The sequence below is a fragment of the Mycolicibacterium boenickei genome, from assembly GCF_010731295.1.
GTDB classification, from domain to species: domain Bacteria; phylum Actinomycetota; class Actinomycetes; order Mycobacteriales; family Mycobacteriaceae; genus Mycobacterium; species Mycobacterium boenickei.
Window position 1 is genome coordinate 3,509,141 of the sequence record NZ_AP022579.1, and the last position, 22,580, is coordinate 3,531,720.

At 67.3% G+C, this 22,580-nt stretch carries 19 protein-coding genes; 13 read left to right on the forward strand and 6 right to left on the reverse strand.

Annotated elements, in window-relative coordinates; all coding sequences use genetic code 11:
• Positions 1 to 15: 15 nt before the first annotated feature.
• The 4 genes from G6N57_RS16700 to G6N57_RS16715 are packed head-to-tail and all read right to left on the reverse strand — an operon-like array spanning position 16 to position 4,071.
• Positions 16 to 1,008, reverse strand: a complete 993-nt coding sequence (locus tag G6N57_RS16700; RefSeq protein WP_077741382.1) for a Gfo/Idh/MocA family protein — start codon at positions 1,006 to 1,008, stop codon at positions 16 to 18.
• A complete protein-coding gene (locus G6N57_RS16705; protein ID WP_077741381.1) occupies positions 1,005 to 1,907 on the reverse strand; it encodes a sugar phosphate isomerase/epimerase family protein in 903 nt (300 codons plus the stop codon). Before G6N57_RS16705 ends, G6N57_RS16700 begins: the two co-directional genes overlap by 4 nt.
• Positions 1,904 to 2,911 (reverse strand): Gfo/Idh/MocA family protein, encoded by a 1,008-nt coding sequence (locus G6N57_RS16710; RefSeq protein WP_077741380.1) that lies wholly within the window; start codon positions 2,909 to 2,911, stop codon positions 1,904 to 1,906. Before G6N57_RS16710 ends, G6N57_RS16705 begins: the two co-directional genes overlap by 4 nt.
• Complete coding sequence (locus G6N57_RS16715; protein ID WP_077741379.1) at positions 2,908 to 4,071, reverse strand: phytanoyl-CoA dioxygenase family protein; 1,164 nt, start codon at positions 4,069 to 4,071, stop codon at positions 2,908 to 2,910. Before G6N57_RS16715 ends, G6N57_RS16710 begins: the two co-directional genes overlap by 4 nt.
• 83 nt (positions 4,072 to 4,154) lie before the next feature.
• Here G6N57_RS16715 and G6N57_RS16720 point away from each other — a divergent pair, with 83 nt between their 5' ends.
• Entirely contained in the window at positions 4,155 to 5,159 is a 1,005-nt protein-coding gene (locus G6N57_RS16720; protein WP_077741378.1) for a LacI family DNA-binding transcriptional regulator, read from the forward strand.
• 10 nt (positions 5,160 to 5,169) lie between these two features.
• Here G6N57_RS16720 and G6N57_RS16725 read toward each other — a convergent pair whose 3' ends face one another.
• Entirely contained in the window at positions 5,170 to 5,412 is a 243-nt protein-coding gene (locus G6N57_RS16725; RefSeq protein ID WP_133118326.1) for a hypothetical protein, read from the reverse strand.
• 174 nt (positions 5,413 to 5,586) lie between these two features.
• On the opposite strand from G6N57_RS16725, the gene G6N57_RS16730 reads away from it, so the two are divergent.
• The 6 genes from G6N57_RS16730 (at position 5,587) to G6N57_RS16755 (ending at position 12,475) form a co-directional block, all read left to right on the forward strand.
• Positions 5,587 to 6,435, forward strand: coding sequence for a PfkB family carbohydrate kinase (locus tag G6N57_RS16730; RefSeq protein WP_077741376.1), 849 nt, complete (start codon positions 5,587 to 5,589; stop codon positions 6,433 to 6,435).
• A gap of 342 nt (positions 6,436 to 6,777) precedes the next feature.
• On the forward strand, positions 6,778 to 8,724 hold the full coding sequence (locus tag G6N57_RS16735) for a 2-oxoacid:acceptor oxidoreductase subunit alpha (RefSeq protein WP_097926064.1): 1,947 nt from the start codon (positions 6,778 to 6,780) through the stop codon (positions 8,722 to 8,724).
• Positions 8,721 to 9,803 (forward strand): 2-oxoacid:ferredoxin oxidoreductase subunit beta, encoded by a 1,083-nt coding sequence (locus G6N57_RS16740; protein WP_077741374.1) that lies wholly within the window; start codon positions 8,721 to 8,723, stop codon positions 9,801 to 9,803. Before G6N57_RS16735 ends, G6N57_RS16740 begins: the two co-directional genes overlap by 4 nt.
• Before the next feature lie 73 nt (positions 9,804 to 9,876).
• A complete protein-coding gene (mobA, locus tag G6N57_RS16745; protein WP_234815695.1) occupies positions 9,877 to 10,392 on the forward strand; it encodes a molybdenum cofactor guanylyltransferase in 516 nt (171 codons plus the stop codon).
• A gap of 1,047 nt (positions 10,393 to 11,439) precedes the next feature.
• Positions 11,440 to 11,763, forward strand: coding sequence for a transglycosylase family protein (locus G6N57_RS16750; protein ID WP_077741372.1), 324 nt, complete (start codon positions 11,440 to 11,442; stop codon positions 11,761 to 11,763).
• A 235-nt stretch (positions 11,764 to 11,998) separates the two neighbouring features.
• On the forward strand, positions 11,999 to 12,475 hold the full coding sequence (locus G6N57_RS16755; RefSeq protein ID WP_162563962.1) for a transglycosylase family protein: 477 nt from the start codon (positions 11,999 to 12,001) through the stop codon (positions 12,473 to 12,475).
• Positions 12,476 to 12,477: 2 nt separating this feature from the next.
• Here the strand turns inward: G6N57_RS16755 and G6N57_RS16760 are convergent, their stop codons facing one another.
• Positions 12,478 to 13,626: an FAD-dependent oxidoreductase gene (locus tag G6N57_RS16760; protein WP_077741370.1), complete on the reverse strand. Its 1,149-nt coding sequence runs from the start codon at positions 13,624 to 13,626 to the stop codon at positions 12,478 to 12,480.
• 133 nt (positions 13,627 to 13,759) lie between these two features.
• Between G6N57_RS16760 and G6N57_RS16765 the strand changes: the two genes are divergently transcribed.
• From G6N57_RS16765 to folC, 6 genes are all read left to right on the forward strand, one after another.
• Entirely contained in the window at positions 13,760 to 14,371 is a 612-nt protein-coding gene (locus tag G6N57_RS16765; RefSeq protein ID WP_077741369.1) for a hypothetical protein, read from the forward strand.
• 74 nt (positions 14,372 to 14,445) lie between these two features.
• A complete protein-coding gene (locus tag G6N57_RS16770) occupies positions 14,446 to 16,413 on the forward strand; it encodes a S9 family peptidase (RefSeq protein WP_077741368.1) in 1,968 nt (655 codons plus the stop codon).
• A 10-nt stretch (positions 16,414 to 16,423) separates the two neighbouring features.
• A complete protein-coding gene (locus G6N57_RS16775) occupies positions 16,424 to 17,674 on the forward strand; it encodes a saccharopine dehydrogenase family protein (RefSeq protein ID WP_077741367.1) in 1,251 nt (416 codons plus the stop codon).
• Between the two features lie 116 nt (positions 17,675 to 17,790).
• Positions 17,791 to 18,411, forward strand: a complete 621-nt coding sequence (locus tag G6N57_RS16780; protein WP_077741366.1) for a DUF937 domain-containing protein — start codon at positions 17,791 to 17,793, stop codon at positions 18,409 to 18,411.
• A gap of 99 nt (positions 18,412 to 18,510) precedes the next feature.
• Positions 18,511 to 21,165, forward strand: a complete 2,655-nt coding sequence (locus tag G6N57_RS16785) for a valine--tRNA ligase (protein WP_077741365.1) — start codon at positions 18,511 to 18,513, stop codon at positions 21,163 to 21,165.
• Positions 21,162 to 22,568, forward strand: a complete 1,407-nt coding sequence (gene folC, locus G6N57_RS16790; protein ID WP_077741364.1) for a bifunctional tetrahydrofolate synthase/dihydrofolate synthase — start codon at positions 21,162 to 21,164, stop codon at positions 22,566 to 22,568. Before G6N57_RS16785 ends, folC begins: the two co-directional genes overlap by 4 nt.
• Positions 22,569 to 22,580 lie beyond the last annotated feature (12 nt).

Sequence of the window (22,580 nt, forward strand, 5' to 3'; positions counted from 1 at the left end):
TTTCCTTGAGCCGGGCTACCGGGGCGGCAATCCCGCGGCCCGGTACGCGGCGTCGACATAGGCCATGTTGGTCACCGCGTCCGCGAGCCCGAACGGCAGAGGCGCACCGTTCTGGACGTGGTCGGCGAACGCCTTCAGCTGATACGTATAGCTGGCGCGGGTGCCGAGCCGATCGACGCGTTCACCGGCGGCGGTCCGCACGGTGATCCGGTCGTCGTCGTTCGGGCGGATGAAGTCGTGTACCAGCAGCTCGCCCTCTTGACCGATGATCCGCACCGTGAACGAGTAGTCCGGTGCCACCATCGAATTGGCGCTGAGCGCAGTCGCGCCGCCCGGAAATTCGAGCTCTACGTCGCATGCCGCGTCCACACCGGGCGAGTGCTCCCGGGCCTGGGCGGACGTGATGGACGGGGCGCCGCGAAGACCCTCGGCGTCCAGTCGGCCCAACGACCGCAGGACGTGCATGCCGTAGCAGCCGAGGTCCATGAGCGCACCGCCCGCCAGCTCCAGTGACCAGCGCGGGTCATCGTCGTCCGGTCGGGGCATCGCCATCCGCACCTCGACCCGGGTGAGCCGACCGATCTCGCCGCCGGCTGCCAACGTGAAGGCCCGCTGGGTCACGGGGTGGAAGAAGTAATGGAATCCCTCCAACACCGTGACCCCGGCCGCCTCAGCGGCCTGGGCGACGGTGGCGGCCTCAGACCTGTTGCGTGCGAACGGCTTCTCACTGAGCACAGGCTTGCCTGCGGCGACCGCAGCCAGATTCCACGGTGCATGCAGTCCGTTGGCCAGCGGGTTGTAGACGACGTCGACTTCTGGGTCGTCGATCACCTCGGCGTACGAACCCACCGTGCGCTCCACGCCGAACTTCTCGGCAAAAGCCGCCGCCCGCCGCGGATCACGCGCGGCGACCGCCACCAGTCGATGACCCAGTTCCTGCGCGGGCCCCACGATCGCTTTCTCGGCGATCCGGGACGCGCCGAGAACGCCGATGCGAAGTCCGGTCACGAGGTCACAGACTTGAGGTACGCGACGCTGGTGCGTACATCGGCGAGCGGACCGTCACCGGCCGGGGCGTCGTCGAGGATGGTGTCCTGCTCCATGACGAACCAGCCGTCGAAACCGTTGTCCCGCAATACCGAGACAATGCCCGCAATATCGATGTCGCCGGTGCCCAACGGCGTGTACATACCGGCGCGCACCGCATCGGTATAGGTAATCTCACCGGATTGCACCTTGGCAGCCAATGCAGCGTCCACGTCCTTCAGATGAGTGTGCTTGATGCGGTGCGGGACGGCCTTGGCCAGCTCCAGGGGGTCGGTGCCGCCGATCAGCAGATGACCGGTGTCCAGGCAGAGCGGGATCGTCGAGCCGGCCAGCACCCGGTCCACATCGTCGCGAGTTTCGACCATCGTGCCGACGTGTGGGTGAAGCACGGCCAACAGACCCGCCTCGGACGCGATTCCGGAGAGTCGGTCGAGGTTGGCCAGCAGCGTCGCCCACTGGTCGTCGTCGAGTTCGGGCCGCGAGTCGTAGCCGTCGGCCCCCGTAGCCGCTGCCAGCACCACCACGCCGGCGCCGGCTGCGCGGAGCGAGGTGAGCGGTCCGGCCAGAACTTCGGCCGGGTCGTGGCCGGTGTCGTGCAGCACCACGGGCACGAAACCGCCGACGCAGGAAAGTTGATGTGAGGCAAGAACATCGATGAGATCACTGGTATCCGCAGGCAGGAAGCCGTCCGGACCCAGCTCGGTCGCGGACAGCCCCGCACCGTGCATCTCGGTCAACACGCGGTCGGGGTCGAGCTGGTAGCCCCAGCCGGGAACCTCGCAGACGCCCCACGAGATCGGTGCTCCGGCGATCTTGATCCCCCGGTCGCTGCGCTCCTGCCCGCCGATTTTGCTGCTCATGCGTTGCGAACCTCCTCGATGCGCACCGGGGTGCCCCGGCGCAGGGACTCGGTGGCGGCCTCGGCCAGCCAGGCCACCTCGACGGCGTCGGCCACCGTGGCACCGGCGACCGGCGCGCCCTTGGCCACCTCCACGAAGCCGGCCAGCTCGGTGCGGAACGCCTCGGTGAAGCGGTCCATGAAGAAGTTGTGTGCGGGCCCGGCCGGGAATGTGTTGCCCGGATCCACATTCCGCATCGGCACACCCTGGTCCCAGCCGGCGGCCACGCTGTCGTCGAAACCGTGCACCTCGAGGCGGCAGTCGTATCCGCGGGCGTTGTAGCGGGCATTCGACACGACCCCCAGGGCGCCGCCGTCGAACCGCACGACCACCGCCGCGGTGTCCACGTCGCCGTATTCGGCGAACAGCGGATCGCCCTGCACCGTTCCGGTGGCGTACACCTCGACCGCGTTCTGGCCGGTGATCCAGCGGATGATGTCGAAATCGTGTACCGCGCAATCCCGGAAGATTCCGCCCGAGCCCTTGATGTAGTCCAGCGGCGGGGGAGCCGGATCCATGGTGGTGCTGCGCACCGTGTGCAGGATGCCCAGCGAGCCATCGTCCACCGCACGCTTGGCTGCGGCGAAGGCCGCGTCGAAGCGGCGCTGGTACCCGACCTGTACGGGAACCCCGGAGCGCGCGATGGTTTCGGCCACCCGCGCGCTTTCGGCGGCGGTGGAGGCGATCGGCTTCTCGCAGAACGTCGGGATGCCGCGCTCGACGGCGGCCAACGTCAGCTCGGCGTGTGCCGGGGTCGCGGCGGCCACCACCACGCCGTCCACGCCGGAAGACAACAGCTCTTCGACGGTGTCGACGGCTTTCACGCCGTGCTTGGCGGCCACCGCCGCTGCCACGTCGGCGCGCTCGTCGGTGATCACCAACCCGTCCAAACCGTCTAGGGCGGAAAGGGTTTCGGTGTGGAAGGCGCCGATGCGGCCCAGTCCGATAACGCCGAGCGTGGTCATGGGATTCTCCGTTCTTGCTGCTGATCGAGGATGGTGTCGAGTTCTTCGGGGGTCAGGCCGTCGGCCAGCGCGGCCAGCACGGTGTCGACCTGGCTGGGTGGGGCCAGGCTGCCGATGGGTTGGTCCCTGTCGAGATTCGTCGGGAAGGCGTAGCCCTCGGCCGTGGCGTTGACGGCGTTGGCCAGCTCCCGCTCGGAACTGCCCGCGGCCTTCATCGCCAGCAGTGCGGGGTAGACGGCGCGGACCATCGCGGTGCGGTCGAGTGCCTCCATCGCACGCCCGAACGGCGAGGAGATCTGCAGCAGGTTGGCCATGCGCCGGACATCGGTCGAGGTGTTGGTGCCTGCGCCGTGATAGAGCGCCGGATTGAAGAACACCGCGTCGCCCTTGCCCAGCGGCACCTGAACCTGGTGTGCCGCGAAGAACTCGATGAACTCCGGCCGGTAGAACGCGATGTAGCCGGCCTCGAACGTCTGGGAGTACGGCAGCAGCATGGTCGGACCGCTTGCCGTCGGCATGTCACAGTGCGCGACGGCGCCCTGCAGCGTCATCGCCGGCGAGAGCCGGTGCAGGTGCGCGGGGTAGTCCGCCAGCTGGTCCGGGGTGACGAAGCCCAAGTGGTAGTCGCGGTGCGGAACCTGCGCGGCGCCACCGGGATTGACGACGTTGACCTGTGAGGTGACCTGATAGCGCGGGCCGAGCCAGGCCTGGGAGACGAGCGCCAGTGCGTCGTTGGCGTAGTAGGCGGCATACACCTCGGGGGAGTGCAGGGCCAGCTTCTGCGCGGCGTTCCAGATGCGGTCGTTGACGCCGGCCTTGCCGAAATGATCACCGGCGGCGGCGCCCTCGGCGCGCTGGGCTTCGATCAGCGCGACGAACGCCGCGCTGGCCCGGTCGACCACATCCGCATCGAAGACGCTCTCGAGCACGACGACGCCGGGGCCGTCGCCCAGCGCGCGGATCAGCTCGGTCTGCAGCCTGCGGCGCTCGGTCTCGGCAATGGTCGCCGCCGTATACACCGGGACGTTGTGCCGGATATCGGCGGCCAGCGGATATTCGGCAGCGTCGGTGGTGCGGGACACCTGGGCGCGGAAGTCGTCGAGCGAGCAGTCGGCTTCCTCGATCCAGGCCCGGTACCCGGTGCGCATGGTGGCGGTCATGGCAGCCAGTCTTGCTGTGCGCTGTGGCACAATCAACGGCAAAAAGCCATCAAAAATCCATCAACGAGACGTGGAGGCCACGGGTGGCGCACCGATACAAGGTCCGTGAGATCGCGCAGCAATGTGGTTTGAGCGAGGCCACGGTGGACCGGGTGCTCAATGACCGCCCCGGAGTGCGGGAGAACACCAGAGCCGAGGTGCGCCAAGCGATCGCTGATCTGGACAAGCAGCGGGCGCAGTTGCGGCTCAACGGGCGCCGCTACCTGATCGACGTGGTCATGCAGACCCCGCAGCGGTTCTCCGACGCGTTCCGGGCCGCGGTCGAGGCCGAGTTGCCCACATTCGCCCCGGCCATGCTGCGGGCCCGCTTCCGCCTCTGGGAATCCGGCTCGACCGCGCAGATGGTCGACACCCTGGCAGGGATTCGGAGCAGCCACGGGGTGGTGCTGAAGGCGGCCGACGAGCCGGAGGTGGCCGAGGCCGTCGACCAGCTCGTCGCCGCCGGGGTTCCGGTGGTGACGTACACGACCGATATCCCCACCAGCGCGCGCAGTGCGTACGTCGGCATCGACAACCACGGAGCCGGCGCGACGGCTGCCTACCTGATCGAGCAATGGCTGGGGCCGTCCTCGTCGGAAGTGTTGATCACCCTGAGCCGCACCGTGTTTCGCGGCGAGGGTGAACGTGAGGTGGGATTCCGGTCGGGGCTGCGCGGTTCCGGCCGGACTGTCGTCGAGGTCACCGACAGCGACGGCATCGACGCGACCAACGAACGGCTGGTGCTCGACGCGCTGGAGCGTCACCCATCGGTTGAAGCGGTCTACTCGCCGGGTGGCGGCAACGCGGCCACGGTGGCGGCGTTCGAGAAGCTCGGAAGGGAGTGCCGGGTCTTCGTCGCCCACGATCTCGATGTGGACAACCGAAGACTGCTGCGCGAAGGCAGGATCTCGGTGGTGTTGCACAACGACCTTCGCGCCGATGCGCGGCTGGCCATGCGGTTGATCCTGCAGCAACACGGCGCACTGCCGGGTGAGCCGGTCCGCCCCGTGCCCATCCAGGTGATCACGCCGTACAACTTGCCGGCGTGACCGTTCCGGCTCAGCCGGGCTCTGCGGTCGGCGCCGGTTCTGCCTTGACCGGCGGTGTGGCGGCGGGGATGTCGGGCGTCGAAGGCGGCACGGACTGGGTCACGGTCTCGCCGAACTGCATGGTGGGTTCTGCTGCGGGTACGGACATCTCGGGTGTGCTGTCGATCTGGGCGGTCTGGATCCCCAGCACCGCCATGACTGCGGCGGCTGCCGCGCCGGTGGTACACAGGAGAAGTCTCGTTCTCGAACCCATGCGCATCTCGCAAAACCCTTCGTCACAACATTGGCTATCTATGTGGTTTGAATGCGGATCCGCCTCGTGGCATTCCGTCCGGAGAGGTGTGACATGAGTCACATTTCGGTGTCGGCTCGGGGATTGCGCGGGGTCGGGGAACGCGGCGATCGCTCTGACCGGGACACTTCATCCATGCCACGAGAGCTAGTCCCCGGGGTAACCGTGCTCGGCAACCTCGCGATCGACATCATCAACGGGGCGCCGCCCAGCCCGGGAGGATGCGCATCGTTCGCCGGGGTGGCGCTGCAGGCCGCGGGTGGGCCCGGCCGGATCGTCGCGATGGGCGCCGAACGCGACCACGCCCTGTTCGACGGGCTCCGCGCGCGGTTCGGGTCGCTGGTGCAGATCCTGCCCTCGGAACTGACGAGTTCCTTCAGCCTCGACTACGACGACACCGATCACCGGCACATGGGGGTAGAGGCGATCGGCCCGGTGTGGACGGCAGCGGACGTCGAGATGGCGGATCCGGCCACGACATGGGTACACCTGGCTCCCTTGCTGCGCACCGATTTTCCGGCCGGGACGGTCGCTGCCCTGGCGGCGCGAGGTCATCGGGTCGCCTACGACGGGCAGGGTCTCGTGCGTGCCGACCGGCTCGGGCCGCTGGTCGAGGATCGGCACTTTCCCGCCGATCTGCTCGCCGACGTCGACATTCTCAAGCTGGCCGAGGACGAGGCGGTGATCGTCGCCGACGGCCCGTTCGACGGGTCCACCGCGGAGCGGCTCGGGGTCGCGGAGATCCTGGTCACCTACGGCTCCGAGGGATGCGACATCTATATCGAAGGCGCGGTGGAGCGCGTCCCGGCCGCGTGGCGGGTGCTCGACGTCCAGACCACCGGGGCGGGGGACATGTTCACCGCCTGTTATGTCGCGCACCGCGCGGCAGGACATGACCCGCATCGCGCGGCGGAATCGGCCAGCGAACTGGTGGCCAGGGAGCTGGACAAGCGGGTGCACACCGGAACCCCCGATCTGGCGTAGGTGCAGGTCGGGATCTAAACTCGACAGGTGTCAACTAGGTGCTTGCCGGTGCTAGCAGTCAGCTACCGGCCGGTAGCTTTTTCCTTAGAGAATGACATTCTCCTAAACGTGACGAAAACCACAGTTTTGTCTCAAAACGGGCTTCTTCACGCCCACGATCAGCACCTTCGTTCCGAACCCACCCGCGTGTCGGGGGGCGGCGCGGTGAAGCCCAGCCTAAGAGCAGTGCAATAATCGGTACTGGTAGTGACATCAAAATTCTGTGGACGTTTGATCCGGCGGCGCGTCACGTGACAGCGGCTCGGAAAGACGTGGTCAAAGAACGTGTGAAAGGCGGTAGCCGTGGGTGAGAACGGCAACGGCAATGGCGCCGCGCCGCGGCAGAAGCTCGAAAAGGTAGTCATCCGCTTCGCCGGCGACTCGGGCGACGGTATGCAGCTGACCGGTGACCGCTTCACCTCTGAAGCTGCGCTGTTCGGCAACGACCTGGCGACCCAGCCGAATTACCCGGCCGAGATCCGCGCGCCACAGGGCACCCTGCCCGGTGTGTCGTCGTTCCAGATCCAGATCGCCGACTACGACATCCTGACCGCCGGTGACCGTCCCGACGTGCTCGTGGCGATGAACCCGGCAGCGCTCAAGGCCAATGTCTCGGACCTGCCCCGCGGCGGTCTGATCATCGCCAACTCCGATGAGTTCACCAAGCGCAACCTCGCCAAGGTCGGATACGACAACAATCCGCTAGAGGATGACACGTTGTCCGACTACGTGGTGACCTCCGTCGCGATGACGACGCTGACCCTCGGCGCGGTCGAGGCGATCGGCGCCACCAAGAAGGACGGCCAGCGCGCCAAGAACATGTTCGCCCTCGGCCTGCTGTCGTGGATGTACGGCCGCGAGCTCGAGCACAGCGAGGCCTTCATCCGGGAGAAGTTCTCCCGCAAGCCCGATGTGGCCGAGGCCAACGTCCTCGCGTTGAAGGCCGGCTGGAACTACGGCGAGACCACCGAGGCATTCGCCACCACCTACGAGGTGTCGCCGGCCAAGCTGAAGTCGGGTGAATACCGGCAGATCTCGGGTAACACCGCGCTGGCCTACGGCATCGTGACCGCCGGGCATCTGGCCCAGATCCAGGTGGTGCTGGGCACTTACCCGATCACCCCGGCGTCGGACATCCTCCACGAGCTGTCCAAGCACAAGAACTTCAACGTCCTGACCTTCCAGGCCGAGGACGAGATCGCCGGCATCGGCGCGGCCATCGGTGCGTCCTACGGCGGTGCGCTGGGCGTCACCAGCACCTCGGGTCCCGGTGTCTCACTCAAGTCCGAGGCCATCGGCCTGGCCGTGATGACCGAGCTGCCGCTGATCATCATCGACGTGCAGCGTGGCGGCCCGTCGACGGGTCTGCCGACCAAGACCGAGCAGGCCGACCTGTTGCAGGCGCTGTTCGGCCGCAACGGCGAGTCACCGGTCGCGATCCTGGCCCCGAAGTCGCCGTCGGACTGCTTCGACATCGCCGTGGAGGCTTCGCGCATCGCGGTCGACTACCACACCCCGGTCATCATCCTGTCCGACGGTGCGGTGGCCAACGGCTCTGAGCCCTGGCAGATCCCGGACATCAGCACCTACCCGCCGATCGAGCACAAGTTCGCCAAGTCCGGCGAGCCGTTCGCTCCCTACGCGCGTGATCCCGAGACCCTGGCCCGGCAGTTCGCGGTGCCCGGCACCCCGGGCCTGGAGCACCGGATCGGTGGTCTTGAGGCCGCCAACGGTTCGGGCAACATCTCCTACGAGCCCAAGAACCACGACCTCATGGTGCGGCTGCGCCAGGAGAAGATCGCGGGTATCACGGTGCCCGATCTCGAGGTCGACGACCCCAACGGCGATGCCGAACTGCTCATGCTGGGCTGGGGCAGCAGCTACGGACCGATCGGCGAGGCATGCCGGCGGGCCCGCCGCAAGGGCATCAAGGTGGCCCAGGCCCATCTGCGTCACCTCAACCCCTTCCCGGCCAACCTCGGGGAGGTGCTGCGCCGCTACCCGAAGGTGGTGGTGCCGGAGATGAACCTGGGTCAGCTCGCACTGCTGCTGCGCGGCAAGTACCTGGTCGACGTCCAGTCGGTGACCAAGGTGGAGGGCATGGCCTTCCTCGCCGACGAGGTCGAGAGCATCATCGATGCCGCCCTGGACGGCACACTCGGTGAGAAGGAAAACGACAAAGCCAAGTTCGCCCGGTTGGCGGCGGCCACCATTGAGGTTGAGGCGAGCGGTGTGGGAGCGAGCGCATGACTGACTTGATCGGTACGGATCTGGGTTTGACCGAAGGGTCACTGACCAAGAACGCCTTGGTGCCCACCACCGACCAGCCGCAGAAGGGCAAGGACTTCACCAGTGACCAGGAGGTCCGCTGGTGCCCGGGTTGCGGTGACTACGTCATCCTCAACACCATCCGCAACTTCCTGCCGGAGCTGGGCCTCAAGCGCGAGAACATCGCGTTCATCAGCGGTATCGGCTGCTCCAGCCGGTTCCCGTACTACCTGGAGACCTACGGCTTCCACTCGATCCACGGTCGTGCCCCGACCATCGCCACCGGCCTGGCGCTGGCCCGGCCCGATCTGTCGGTGTGGGTCGTCACCGGTGATGGTGACTCGCTGTCGATCGGTGGCAACCACCTGATCCACGCGCTGCGCCGCAACATCAACATCACGATCCTGCTGTTCAACAACCGGATCTACGGCCTGACCAAGGGGCAGTACTCGCCGACCTCTGAGGTCGGCAAGGTCACCAAGTCGACGCCGATGGGCTCGCTGGACTACCCGTTCAACCCGGTGTCGCTGGCGCTGGGCGCCGAGGCCACCTTCGTCGGCCGCGCGCTGGACTCCGACCGCAAGGGTCTGTCCGAGGTGCTGCGCGGCGCGGCCGAGCACCGCGGTGCCGCGCTGGTGGAGATCATGCAGGACTGCCCGATCTTCAACGACGGGTCGTTCGACGCGCTCCGCAAGGAAGGCGCCGAGGAGCGGCTGATCAACGTCACTCACGGCGAGCCGATCAAGTTCGGTACCGATGGTGAGTACTGCGTGGTCAAGTCCGGGTACGGCCTGGAGGTCGCCAAGACCGCCGACGTCGCAGCCGCTGACATCGTGGTTCACAACGCCGAGATCGACGATCCTGCCTACGCTTTCGCGCTGTCGCGGCTGAGCGAGCAGAACCTCGATCACATGGTGATGGGCATCTTCCGTAAGGTCAGCCGACCCACCTACGACGATGCCGCACGCCAGCAGGTCAACACGGCGATCGAATCCAAGCCCCACGACACCGCGGCTCTGCAATCCTTGCTGCGTGGCAAGGACACCTGGACCGTCGACTGACCGGGTCGACCGAAACGAATCAAGCACAGCCCCGCTCGCCGCAGTAGTTCTGGCGGGCGGGGCTTCGCGTCGTATGGGGCGCGACAAGGCGACGCTGCCGTTCGGCGGCTCGACCATGGTGGAGCATGTGGTCGCCGTCGTGAGTGCCCGCTGCTCACCGGTTTTCGTCATCGCCGCACCTGGGCAACCGCTGCCCGCACTGAGTGCGGAGGTGCTGCGCGACGAGGTGCGTGGGGTCGGGCCGCTGGTGGCGACGGGCCGCGGACTGCGTGCCGTGGCAGAGGCCGGTGTGGACCGCGCCTTCGTCTGCGCAGTGGACATGCCGTACCTTTCGGTGGACCTGATCGACGTCCTTGCGGCTCAAGCTGAGCGGTTACCTGCCGATATCGTGCTGCCCTGGGACGGCAGGGACCACTACCTCGCGGGGATCTACCGCAGTGCACTCACCGGGCAGATCGCCGATCTGGTGCGTGAGGGCCGGCGCAGTATGCGGGCGCTGGCCGAGTCCGTGGACACGCAACGGATCGTGATGGCCCCGCAGCGCGCCCTGACCAATGTCAACACAGCCGCCGATCTGCCCGGCGCGTGAACTACCGGCCGGATAACACTCAGCAAATTGCGAATTTGTACTCAAATTGGGCGCCATTTACCGTTTCGAAATAGTTGATCGATTATTTCACCGTATGTGGGTCCCGGGAAGCCGGATCAATTCGGGAAACGTCATCAGCTGGTGAGCGCCGGGTGCGCGCGAAAGTTACTGGTGTTCAAGATCGTTCGTCTGGTCATGCAGTGCGGGGACTTGCCCTGCTATTCGCTGCGGCAGGTGTTCAGTGTGTCTAAATTTGTGCCGAACCATCCCTGACCGCTCGGTTTGTCCGTGCTGGGCGATTCTGGGGCGGGCTGCGGAGTTGGCCGGCCGGACTGACGAATCTAGCTGGTCGAGTGAAAACTATTGCAGCTCAGCCTGTTTAGTGGGCCAGCTACCGGATCTGCGACGGTCGGAGGGATTCTGGCTCCGCTCGGCTGCGGTGCCCTGTGAACGTGATATCTCTTGTGCGCCAGTATGATCCGACGTCGGCCCGGAATCCGAGAGTTGTCCGGCTGTAGCGAACTGAATCCCTTGGTGTGGCCGGCTGTGACACTCGCCGATGGCATCTACCTGGGCTTTTGTTGTCTCATCCGTTGTTTGCCCGCATTCGGGAACCTCGATCAAGTGTGCCAGCTCACAAAAAACGCGTGATCTCGATCACGATTTGTTTGTGCCGATCACGAAACGGTAACGGCGCAGCTTCCCTTGCTGACCTGCACAAACGATTCGTTCAGTCTCTCGTTATCTGTCCGTGATCTTTCCGCGATCGCTTCTACATCGATATGACTTCTCTTCGAGACCTTTGTACGGTCCAAAGCGTCTCCACAGGGAGCAAATAATTTCAACACCAAGAACCTGCGTGTGAGTGGGGCCGCGGTGGCGATTACGCCCGACGCGGGGGCCTGGGTCTGATCCCGGGCCGGGCACTGTGGCCCTCCCTTTCGTGCCTGACCGAGACGGCGCGAACCAACCCCTCCGGCCTGGATTCAGGCTTTCCGCACCCGCCTGGCGGGTGCTGTTTGGCGCGCGCTTGGCGAGAGGAACGAAGTGAAGAACATCCGCAAGACGTTTGGGCTGGGCATCATTGCTGGAGCGCTCGCTGTGGCTCCCGTGGCACTGGGTGCCGGTACCGCCAATGCGGACAGCGTCAACTGGGACGCCGTCGCTGCCTGTGAGTCGGGCGGCAACTGGGCGATCAACACCGGTAACGGCTACTACGGCGGCCTGCAGTTCAACATGGGCACCTGGCGCGCCAACGGCGGCTCGGGTTCGCCCCACCAGGCCTCGCGCGCCGAGCAGATCCGGGTCGCTGAGAACGTGCTGCGCACCCAGGGCATCGGTGCCTGGCCGGTGTGCGGCAAGCGCGGCTAGTACCAGCGCAACCACAACTTGATAGGAAGCGGTGCCGGGCCTCTGCCCGGCGCCGCTTCTGTTTCATCAGAAGGCCCTCCGGTTACTCGAGCCTCGACAACCTCCTGAAAAACTTCAGCCTCCTCTGTAACGGGTGACGTTGGTCACACGAACCCATTAGTGACCGCACAGTTGCATGAACGTGATCGGCATCTGCAGTGGTCCTTGGTGTCAAAGGTCGGGGAAGGACCGTGAGATGACCATACGAAGGGCGTTGACCAGGGCTTTCTGGCTTGCTGCGGCGTCGGCGGGCCTCATGCTCGCACCCACGTTCGCCACTGCGGCGACAGCCGCCGCCGACACGGTGAACTGGGATGCGATCGCCGAATGCGAATCGGGCGGCAACTGGTCCACCGACACCGGCAACGGCGCCTACGGCGGTCTCCAGTTCAAACCGGCCACCTGGGCCTCGCACGGTGGCATCGGATCGCCTGCCACCGCGTCCCGCGAGGAGCAGATACGGGTGGCCGAGAACGTCCTGGCCACCCAGGGGATCGGAGCCTGGCCCACGTGCGGGGCCCGGGGTGGAATGCCGGCGGGCTGGGCGGCGGCACCCAGCGCACCGAGTGGCTGCCAGGCAGTGCGTCCCGGTTCGGTGCTGGGAATCTTCGACCTACGCCGGATCTGCTCGACGTTCCTCGACCCTCTTGGAGCGTTCGGAGTGCCGCACTGAGCTCAGCGCACCGGGGTGAACGCCCCGCGTCCGGCGATCGAGGCCAGATGCCGGGTCAACACGAACTCGGGCACGACGACGGTCGCCCGGGTGGCCGCGGCGCTCAGTGCCGCTGGGCGCAGGTTCACGATCCGGCCGATCAACTGCGACTCCCGGACGATCCTCATGACCCGCTTTCGGCGCAGGGCTGCGAAGCGGGCGAAGGCGGTCGGCAGATCCGGCTCCTGGACCGCAAGACCGGCCAGGGTCGCCGCGTCCTCCAACCCCTGGCAGCCGCCCTGCCCCAGATGCGGGCGCATCGGATGCGCGGCGTCCCCGGCGATCACCACCGGCCCCCGCGCCCAGTGGCGCGCAGGGGTGCGGTCGTACAGGTCGTTGCGCAATACCTGTTCGGGATCGGTCGCGGCGAGCATCGCCGGGATGGGGTCGGCCCAGCCGTCGAAGATCCGCTGTAGGTAGCTCAGCTCCCCGCCATCGTTGGAGTGTCCCTGTGGCGTCCGCTGAGTGGCGAACCAGTAGGTGTGATGGGTGCCGAGCGGCACATGGCCCGCTTCCATGCCGGGGGCCATCGTCTCGCCCGAGAGTTCGGGGTCGATGGTGCATTCGGCCACCCCGCGCCAGGCCGTGTACCCGGCGTAGCGGCGTTCCAATGGGCCGTTGAGGTGACGCGCCACCACCGAGTCCACTCCGTCGGCGCCGATGACCGCGGAGGCCGCTCTGTCGGATCCGTCGGACAACCCCACCCGCACGGCGCCGCCACGGACCTCGAGCGTCTGCACCCCGACCCCGTATTCGACCGTGCCCGGGCGCAGGCCCGCGGTGAGGATCTCGGTCAGCGATGTCCGATGAATCACCACCAGCGGTTCGCCCAGCGCTCTGGTCATCCGGTCGGCCGCCGGCCGGCGCAGCCAGGTGCCGTCGTGCCAGCGCAACGCTCCGGCGGTAACCCGGCCGCCGGACCCGCGCACCGCGTCGCCGAGACCGATCACGTCGAGCGCCGCCAGGGCATTGGGCCAAATGCTGATCCCGGCCCCGGTGGTGGTGTCGGTACGGGTTTCGAGGACGGTGACCTCATATCCGTGCTGCTGCAATGCGACTGCCGTCGCCAGGCCGGTGATACCCGCGCCGATGACGAGGACGGACTGTGCCATCGCTCGAATCTAACCCGACCAAGTCAGGGGCCCACCACGGGCAGAGTTGGGATCGGTAGCCTTCCAGCGGTCGCACAGTGTTTGTACAGCTTTCCCGGCCGAACTCGCCGGGATGACACGAATGAGAGGTCTGATGAAACTCACCCGCTTCGGTATCGCCCTGGGCGCTGCCGCCGTCGCCGTCTCCGCATTGAGCGGTTGTTCGAAGGCGACCGAGCTCAGGGATGCCGCAGCCGGTGCGGCCGAGAAGGTCGTGTCGTCGGGTACGGAGAAGATCACCGAAGCGGTCTCGGGCAACCTGTTCACCGCCGAGGGCATCGACAACGCCTATGCGGCAATCGCTGACAAGGTCGGGGCCAACCCGATGCAGGTGGTCGATGTCGTGATCACGCCGGGTGTGATCAAGGTGGAGGCCGTCGACCCGAACGCCCCGACCGAGCTGAACGAATGGAGCTACACGTCCGGGGCGGTCGCGCCGTCGCGTCCGATCGACTACGACGACGACACCGAGGCCTTGCAGCAGAACCTGTTCGCCACCTCCGACGTGCCCAGCAGTGCGATCGCCGCGGCGATCGAGGGCGCCGTGGCGGCCAGCGAGATTCCTGACGGCAAGGTCCAGACGGTGAGCATCAAGCGCAACATCCCGTTCGACGAGAACGTGATCATGTTCATCAACGTCCAGGGTGAGCGCAGCAGCAAGCAGGTGCGAGCCGACGTCACCGGCAAGATCACCGAAGTGGCCTGACCCACCGGGGAAGAGCTTTGCCACGCGGCCCGTACCGGACTCCGGTGCGGGCCGCGCCGTTACGGTGGACAGCCATGACGGTGTTTGACGATCTCGACGACTACCTCGTGTTGCCCCGGGTGTCAGGTCTCGCGGTGTCGCCGGATGGCACTCGGCTGGTCACCACGGTGAGCGCACTCAATGACAAGCGCACCGAATTCCTCAGTGCGATATGGGAACTGGACCCGGACGGGATCGAACCGGCGCGCCGGTTGACCCATGGGATCAAGGGGGAGTCGGGACCGGCGTTCACGGCCGACGGCGATCTGCTGTTCGTCGCGGTACGTGGCGGGGACGGCGAGGACAAACCGCCCGCGGCCCTGTGGCGTCTGCCCGCGTCCGGCGGAGAGGCATTCGAGACACTGACCATGCCCGGCGGTGTCACCGGTGCGCTGAGCGCCCGGGCCGCCGACGTCACGGTGGTGGCCGCGCCCCTGTTGCCGTCGTCGGACGGAGTGGACGACGACAAGGCGCGGCGGGACGCCCGCAAGGACAACAAGGTGTCGGCGATCCTGCACAGCGGCTACCCGGTCCGGTTCTGGGATCACGACCTCGGTCCGGACCAACCGCATCTCTTCGACGCCGACGGGCGTCGGGACCTGACCGCCGGCCCGGGCGCGGCGTTGCGGGAGACGAGCTTCGATCTCAGCGCCGACGGCGGATTCGTGGTGACGTCATGGCAGGAACCGGGCCCCGGCACAGCCCTGCGGGTGGTCCTGGTGCGCATCGACCGGGCCACCGGCGAACGCACCACCATCGCAGAGGAACCCGGAGCCGATCTGGAACGCCCCGCAATCGCCCCGGACGGCAGCGCGGTGGCCTTCACCAGGGAAACCCATTCCACTCCCACCGCACCGCCGCGGATCACGTTGTGCTGCATGCGGTTCGGTGAAGATCCGGTGGAGCTGACCGGTGGCTGGGACCGCTGGCCGTCCTCGGTGGCCTGGACGGTGGATTCGTCGGCGCTGATCGTGACGGCCGACGACGGCGGCCGTGGCCCCATCTTCTCCGTCGATCCGGTCTCCGGCGAGGTCACCCGACTCACCCACGACGACTTCACCTACACCGATGTGCGGCCGGCGCCCGGAGGGGTGATTTTCGCGTTGCGCAGCTCGTATGCCGCGCCGCCGCACCCGGTCCGCATCGATCGGGACGGCACCGTCACCGCGCTGCCGTGCTTCGACGCGCCCGAACTGCCGGGCACCGTGACCGAGGTGACCGCGACCGCCGCCGACGGCACGCCGGTCCGGTCCTGGCTCACGCTGCCCGACGGTGACGAACCGGCCCCGTTGGTGCTGTGGATCCACGGCGGGCCGTTGGGCAGTTGGAACACCTGGCACTGGCGGTGGAATCCGTGGCTGCTCACTGCTCAGGGCTACGCCGTGCTGATGCCGGATCCGGGGCTGTCCACCGGCTACGGCCAGGACTTCATCGCGCGCGGCTGGGGCTCGTGGGGTGGCGATCCCTACACCGATCTGATGGCGGCCACGGATGCCGCGTGCGCACATCCCCGCGTCGACGCGTCACGCACCGCCGCGATGGGCGGCTCGTTCGGCGGCTACATGGCCAACTGGATCGCCGGGCACACCGATCGATTCCAGGCGATCGTCACCCATGCCAGCCTGTGGGCACTGGACCAGTTCGGCCCCACCACCGACGGGGCGTACTGGTGGGCTCGTGAGATGACACCCGAGATGGCCCAGCGCAATTCGCCGCACCGGTTCGTCGGTGAGATCACCACCCCGATGCTCGTCATCCACGGCGACAAGGACTATCGAGTGCCGATCGGCGAGGGATTGCGGCTGTGGTACGAGTTGCTCACGTATTCAGGGCTGCCGGCCGACGAGAACGGCGAGAGCCCGCACCGCTTCCTGTATTACCCCACCGAGAACCACTGGGTGCTGTCGCCGCAGCACGCCAAGATCTGGTACCAGGTGGTGACCGCGTTCCTGGCCGATCACCTGCGGGGCGAACCGGTGCAGCTGCCCGAACTGCTCGGGTAGCGTCGAGATCGTGACGCAGCGTGAGTTTGATCTGGTGCTGTACGGCGCCACGGGTTTCGCCGGAAAACTGACCGCCGAATACCTGGCCAGGGCCGGGGGGTCGGCCCGGATCGCCCTGGCCGGCCGTTCGGAGGAGCGCTTGCGCGCGATCCGCGACGGTCTGGGCGCCGCCGCGCAGTCCTGGCCGCTGGTGACCGCGGACGCCACCTCTCAGGCCTCACTCGACGCGATGGCCGCGCGCACCCAGGTGGTGGTGACGACCGTGGGTCCCTACGCGCGCTACGGCATGCCGTTGGTCGCGGCCTGCGCCGCGGCCGGGACCGATTACGCCGATCTCACCGGTGAGACCACATTCATCCGCGACAGCATCGACCTGCACCACAAGCAAGCGGTCGACACCGGTGCGCGGATCGTGCATTCGTGCGGATTCGATTCGGTGCCATCCGATCTCACGGTGTACGCCCTCTATCAACGTGCCCTCGCCGACGGCGCGGGTGAGCTCGGCGACACCAACCTGGTGGTCCGCAGTTTCGCCGGCGGTGTGTCAGGCGGCACGGTGGCCTCGATGCTGGAGCTGCTCGACACGCTGTCGTCGGATCCGGAGGCCCGGGCGTTGATGAACGATCCGTACACGCTGAGCCCCGACCGCGGGGCCGAGCCCGAACTCGGCGCACAGCCGGACGTGCGGTGGCGGCGAGGTGGTGAGATCGCTCCCGAACTTGCCGGCTACTGGACCGGCGCGTTCGCGATGGCCGCGCCGAACACCCGAATCGTGCGGCGTAGCAACGCATTACTGAACTACGCCTACGGACGCCGCTTCGAGTACGCCGAGCAGATGAGCCTGGGCCGCTCGGTCGCCGCGCCGCTGGCCGCGGCGGCGGTGACGGGTGCCAACGCCTTCACGCTCGGCGTCGGCGGTCGCTACTTCAACCGGCTCCCCGGCGGCCTGGTCGCGAAGGTGGCGCCCAAACCGGGAACCGGTCCCAGCGAACGCGCCCGCGAGCGGGGCCACTACCGCGTCGAGACGTACACCACCACGACTTCGGGTGCGCGGTACGTGACAAGCATGGCCCAGCAAGGCGATCCCGGATACAAGTCGACCGCGGTGTTGCTCGGAGAGTGCGGGCTGGCGCTGGCAACCGACCGTGAGGCGCTGTCGGACCGGCGCGGCGTGCTGACGCCGGTGGCCGCGATGGGCGATGTCCTGCTCACCCGGCTACCAGCCGCCGGAGTGTCGCTCGAGACCACCAAGCTGGGCTGAGCCGCCCCGACATGAATCGATCGGCCTGCGTCGAACACCTGTGGGACAAGATCAGATTCGACTAGTGTCGGTGCCGAGGACTTCCAGTACGCCAGCAACGAAGGTGGGATAGAAAAATGGCCGGTCTCGACGATCTGTTCGCACAGATCCCCGTGGCGGATATCGCAAGCAAGCTCGGCGCGGATGAAGGCGAGGTGAACGCCGCCATCAAGACCCTGGTTCCGGCCCTGGTCGGCGGTGTGGCAGAGAACGTACAAGCTGACAACATCGATTCGAGCGACCTCGAGTCCGCGGTCACCGCCCAGGGTGCGAGCGGTCTGCTCGACGGCGGGGTGAGCGTCGACCAGGTCGACGCGAACGAGGGCAACCAGATCGTCTCGAAGATCTTCGGTGGCAACGACAGCAACCAGGTCGCCTCGGCGTTGGCAGGCACCGGCGCCGGCGGCGGTGATCTGATCAAGAAGCTGCTGCCGATCCTGGCCCCCATCGTGCTCGCCTACATCGGCAAGCAGTTCGCGCAGAAGAACGCGGCTCCGGCCGAGGCGGCCCCGCAGGCGTCCGGCGGGGGCGGGCTCGGGGACATCCTCGGCAGCATCCTGGGCGGAGCGGTCGGTGGCGGTGCCGCCGCCAACAACAACCCGCTGGGCAGCATCCTCGGCAGCGTGCTCGGCGGCGGTGGCGGCCAGAACAACGCCATCGGCGAGATCCTCGGCGGCCTGCTCGGCGGCAAGAAGTAACTTCGGCACAGACCGGCTCGAAAGCCTCCGACGCCCAGCGAACGCACCGGGCATCGGGGGCTTTCGCGTTTCAGTGCACGTCCTTCTTAGAATGGCTCGGTGACTCCCACCCCTGACAATCGTGCCGATGCCCTCCCCAAATCCTGGGATCCGGCCGCGGTAGAAGCCGACCTGTACCAGGGCTGGGTGGATGCCGGATACTTCACCGCCGATCCGGCCAGCGAAAAGCCTCCGTACTCGATCGTGTTGCCGCCGCCGAACGTGACCGGCAGCCTGCACATGGGCCACGCGCTCGACCACACCCTGATGGATGCCCTCACCCGGCGTAAGCGCATGCAGGGATATGAGGTGCTGTGGCTGCCCGGGATGGACCATGCCGGCATCGCCACCCAGACCGTGGTGGAGAAGCAGCTCGCCGCTGACGGCAAGACGAAGGAAGACTTCGGTCGAGAGCTGTTCGTCGAGAAGGTGTGGGACTGGAAGCGCGAATCCGGCGGCACGATCGGCGGCCAGATGCGTCGTCTCGGTGACGGCGTGGACTGGAGCCGGGACCGCTTCACCATGGACGAGGGCCTGTCGCGGGCGGTGCGCACCATCTTCAAGCGCCTGTTCGACGCCGGGCTGATCTACCAGGCCGAGCGGTTGGTGAACTGGTCGCCGGTGCTGGAGACCGCGATCAGTGACCTCGAGGTCAAGTACGAGGACGTCGAGGGTGAGCTGGTCTCGTTCCGCTACGGCTCGATGAACGACGACGAGCCCCACATCATCGTCGCCACCACCCGCGTCGAGACCATGCTCGGTGACACCGCGATCGCCGTGCATCCCGACGACGAGCGGTACCGCCACCTGGTCGGGACGACGCTGCCGCACCCGTTCGTCGACCACGGGATGGTGATCGTGGCCGACACCCACGTCGACCCCGAATTCGGAACCGGCGCAGTCAAAGTCACCCCCGCGCACGACCCCAACGACTTCGAGATCGGCCTGCGCCATCAGCTGCCGATGCCGACCATCATGGACGCCAAGGGCCGGATCGCCGACACCGGAACCCAATTCGACGGCATGGACCGGTTCGAGGCCCGGGTCAAGGTGCGTGAGGCGCTGGCCGAGCAGGGCCGGATCGTCGAGGAGAAGCGGCCCTACCTGCACAGCGTCGGACACTCGGAGCGCAGCGGCGAGCCCATCGAGCCGCGGCTGTCGCTGCAGTGGTGGGTCAAGGTGGAAGGCCTGGCCAAGGCGGCAGGCGACGCGGTGCGCAACGGCAACACCGTGATTCACCCGCCGAGCCTGGAGCCGCGCTGGTTCGCCTGGGTGGACAACATGCACGACTGGTGCATCTCCCGGCAGCTGTGGTGGGGACACCGGATCCCGATCTGGCACGGCCCCAACGGCGAAACGGTGTGCGTCGGCCCCGACGAGACCCCGCCGGCCGGCTGGGAACAGGACCCCGACGTTCTCGACACCTGGTTCTCCTCGGCACTGTGGCCGTTCTCCACCATGGGCTGGCCCGACCACACCCCGGACCTGGCCAAGTTCTACCCGACGTCGGTGCTGGTCACGGGCTACGACATCCTGTTCTTCTGGGTGGCCCGGATGATGATGTTCGGCACCTTCGTCGGCGACGACCCGGCCATCACGTTCGACGGGGCGCGGGGCCCGCAGGTTCCCTTTGAGAACGTCTTTCTGCACGGGCTCATCCGCGACGAGTTCGGGCGCAAGATGAGCAAGTCGCGCGGCAACGGCATCGACCCGCTGGACTGGGTGGAGAAGTTCGGCGCCGATGCCCTGCGCTTCACCCTGGCCCGCGGTGCCAGCCCCGGCGGCGACCTGTCGATCGGCGAGGATCACGCCAGGGCCTCCCGGAACTTCGCCACCAAGCTGTTCAATGCCACGCGATTTGCGTTGATGAATGGTGCGGCGCCCGCTCCGGTGCCTGCCGCGAGCGAGCTGACCGACGCCGACCGCTGGATCCTCGGTCGCCTCGAAGAGGTTCGCGCCGAAGTGGATGCGGCCCTGGACAGCTATGAGTTCAGCCGAGCCTGCGAATCGCTGTACCACTTCGCCTGGGACGAGTTCTGCGACTGGTACGTGGAATTGGCCAAGGTGCAGCTGGGAGAGGGCGTGGCTCATACCACGGCCGTGCTGGCGGCCGTGCTCGACGCTCTGCTCAAGCTGCTGCACCCGGTCATGCCGTTCGTCACCGAGACCCTGTGGAAGACGCTGACCGACGGCGAGTCGATCGTCATCGCCCAGTGGCCGCAGCCGTCCGGCATCGCGCTGGATCCTGAAGCGGCACAACACATCGCCGACATGCAGAAGCTGATCACCGAGGTGCGCCGCTTCCGCAGCGATCAGGGGCTGGCCGACCGGCAGCGGGTTCCGGCCCGGCTGTCGGCCGTCGCCGAGGCCGGCCTGACCGAGCAACTGCCCGCAGTCACCGCGTTGGCCTGGCTGACCGACGCCGGTGACGGGTTCACCCCGTCGGCCTCGGTCGAGGTGCGCCTGACCCAGGCCACGGTGCTCGTCGAGGTGGACACCTCGGGCACCGTCGACGTCGCGGCCGAGCGTCGCAGGCTGGAGAAGGACCTGGCCGCCGCGCAGAAGGAACTCGCCACCACGACGGCGAAGCTCGGTAACGAGGCGTTCCTGGCCAAGGCGCCCGAGAACGTCGTCGACAAGATCCGCGGCCGTCAGCAGTTGGCCGGCGAAGAGGTCGAGCGCATCAACGCCCGCCTGGCTGGGTTGGCCAAGTGACTGATCCGGTTCCCACGCCGGACGAGATCGCGGCGCTGCTGCAGGTCGAGCACCTGCTCGATCAGCGGTGGCCCGAGACCAAGCTGGATCCCAGCACGGCACGGATCTCGGCCCTGCTGGAGTTGCTGGGTTCACCGCAGCGGGCCTACCCCTCGATCCATGTCGCGGGGACCAACGGGAAGACGTCGGTGGCGCGCATCATCGATGCGCTGCTGACCGCGCTGCACCGGCGCACGGGACGCACCACCAGCCCGCATCTGCAGTCTGCGGTGGAGCGCATCTCGATCGATGGAAAGCCCATCACCCCAGCGCAATACGTGGATACCTATCGCGAGATCGAACCGTTCGTCGAACTGGTGGACCGGCAGTCCGAGGCTGCCGGCGGCCCGAAGATGAGCAAGTTCGAGGTCCTCACGGCGATGGCCTTCGCGGCGTTCGCCGACGTGCCCATCGACGTCGCGGTCATCGAGGTCGGGATGGGCGGACGCTGGGACGCCACCAACGTCGTCAACGCCCCGGTCGCGGTGATCACCCCGATCGGCCTCGACCACACCGACTACCTCGGCGACACGATCGCCGAGATCGCGGGGGAGAAGGCCGGCATCATCACCCGCCAGCCCGACGATCTGGTGCCGACCGACACCGTGGCGGTCATCGGCAAGCAGGTTCCCGAGGCCATGGAGGTGCTGCTGGCCGAAGCGGTGCGCGCCGATGCCGCCGTGGCCCGCGAGGACTCCGAGTTCGCGGTGCTGAGCAGGCAGGTCGCGATCGGCGGGCAGCTGCTGGAGCTGCAGGGCCTCAGCGGGGTGTATTCGGACATCTTCCTGCCGCTGCACGGTGAGCATCAGGCCCACAACGCAGTGCTGGCCCTGGCGGCCGTCGAGGCGTTCTTCGGCGCGGGCGCCGACCGCCAGCTCGACGTCGAGGCGATCCGGGCCGGTTTCGCGGCGGTGCGCAGCCCGGGCCGCTTGGAGCGGATGCGAAGTGCACCAACGGTTTTCATTGATGCTGCGCACAATCCGGCGGGTGCCACGGCGCTGGCGCAGACGCTGCAGGAAGAGTTCGACTTCCGCTTCCTGGTCGGCGTGGTGTCGGTGATGGCGGACAAGGATGCCGGCGGCGTCCTGAACGCGTTGGAGCCGGTGTTCGATCAGATCGTGATCACCCACAACGGCTCACCGCGGGCGATGGATGTCGAGGCACTGGCGTCGCTGGCCGAAGAGCGTTTCGGGCAGGACCGGGTGATCACCGCCACGACATTGGCGGACGCCATCGAGACCGCCACCGCCCTGGTCGAAGAGGCCGGGGCCGACGAAGGCCTGTCCGGGGCCGGCATGGTGATCACCGGTTCGGTGGTGACCGCCGGTGAGGCCCGGACCCTGTTCGGACGGGACCCACAGTGAGCGATCAGACCC

Bases quoted from the DNA above. Each gene is read 5' to 3' on its own strand.
- G6N57_RS16705 (WP_077741381.1), bottom strand. From the start codon at position 1,907: ATGAGCAGCAAAATCGGCGGGCAGGAGCGCAGCGACCGGGGGATCAAG.
- G6N57_RS16710 (WP_077741380.1), bottom strand. From the start codon at position 2,911: ATGACCACGCTCGGCGTTATCGGACTGGGCCGCATCGGCGCCTTCCAC.
- G6N57_RS16715 (WP_077741379.1), bottom strand. From the start codon at position 4,071: ATGACCGCCACCATGCGCACCGGGTACCGGGCCTGGATCGAGGAAGCC.
- G6N57_RS16725 (WP_133118326.1), bottom strand. From the start codon at position 5,412: ATGGGTTCGAGAACGAGACTTCTCCTGTGTACCACCGGCGCGGCAGCC.
- G6N57_RS16730 (WP_077741376.1), top strand. From the start codon at position 5,587: ATGCCACGAGAGCTAGTCCCCGGGGTAACCGTGCTCGGCAACCTCGCG.
- G6N57_RS16740 (WP_077741374.1), top strand. From the start codon at position 8,721: ATGACTGACTTGATCGGTACGGATCTGGGTTTGACCGAAGGGTCACTG.
- mobA (WP_234815695.1), top strand. From the start codon at position 9,877: ATGGGGCGCGACAAGGCGACGCTGCCGTTCGGCGGCTCGACCATGGTG.
- G6N57_RS16755 (WP_162563962.1), top strand. From the start codon at position 11,999: ATGACCATACGAAGGGCGTTGACCAGGGCTTTCTGGCTTGCTGCGGCG.
- G6N57_RS16760 (WP_077741370.1), bottom strand. From the start codon at position 13,626: ATGGCACAGTCCGTCCTCGTCATCGGCGCGGGTATCACCGGCCTGGCG.
- G6N57_RS16765 (WP_077741369.1), top strand. From the start codon at position 13,760: ATGAAACTCACCCGCTTCGGTATCGCCCTGGGCGCTGCCGCCGTCGCC.
- G6N57_RS16770 (WP_077741368.1), top strand. From the start codon at position 14,446: ATGACGGTGTTTGACGATCTCGACGACTACCTCGTGTTGCCCCGGGTG.
- G6N57_RS16780 (WP_077741366.1), top strand. From the start codon at position 17,791: ATGGCCGGTCTCGACGATCTGTTCGCACAGATCCCCGTGGCGGATATC.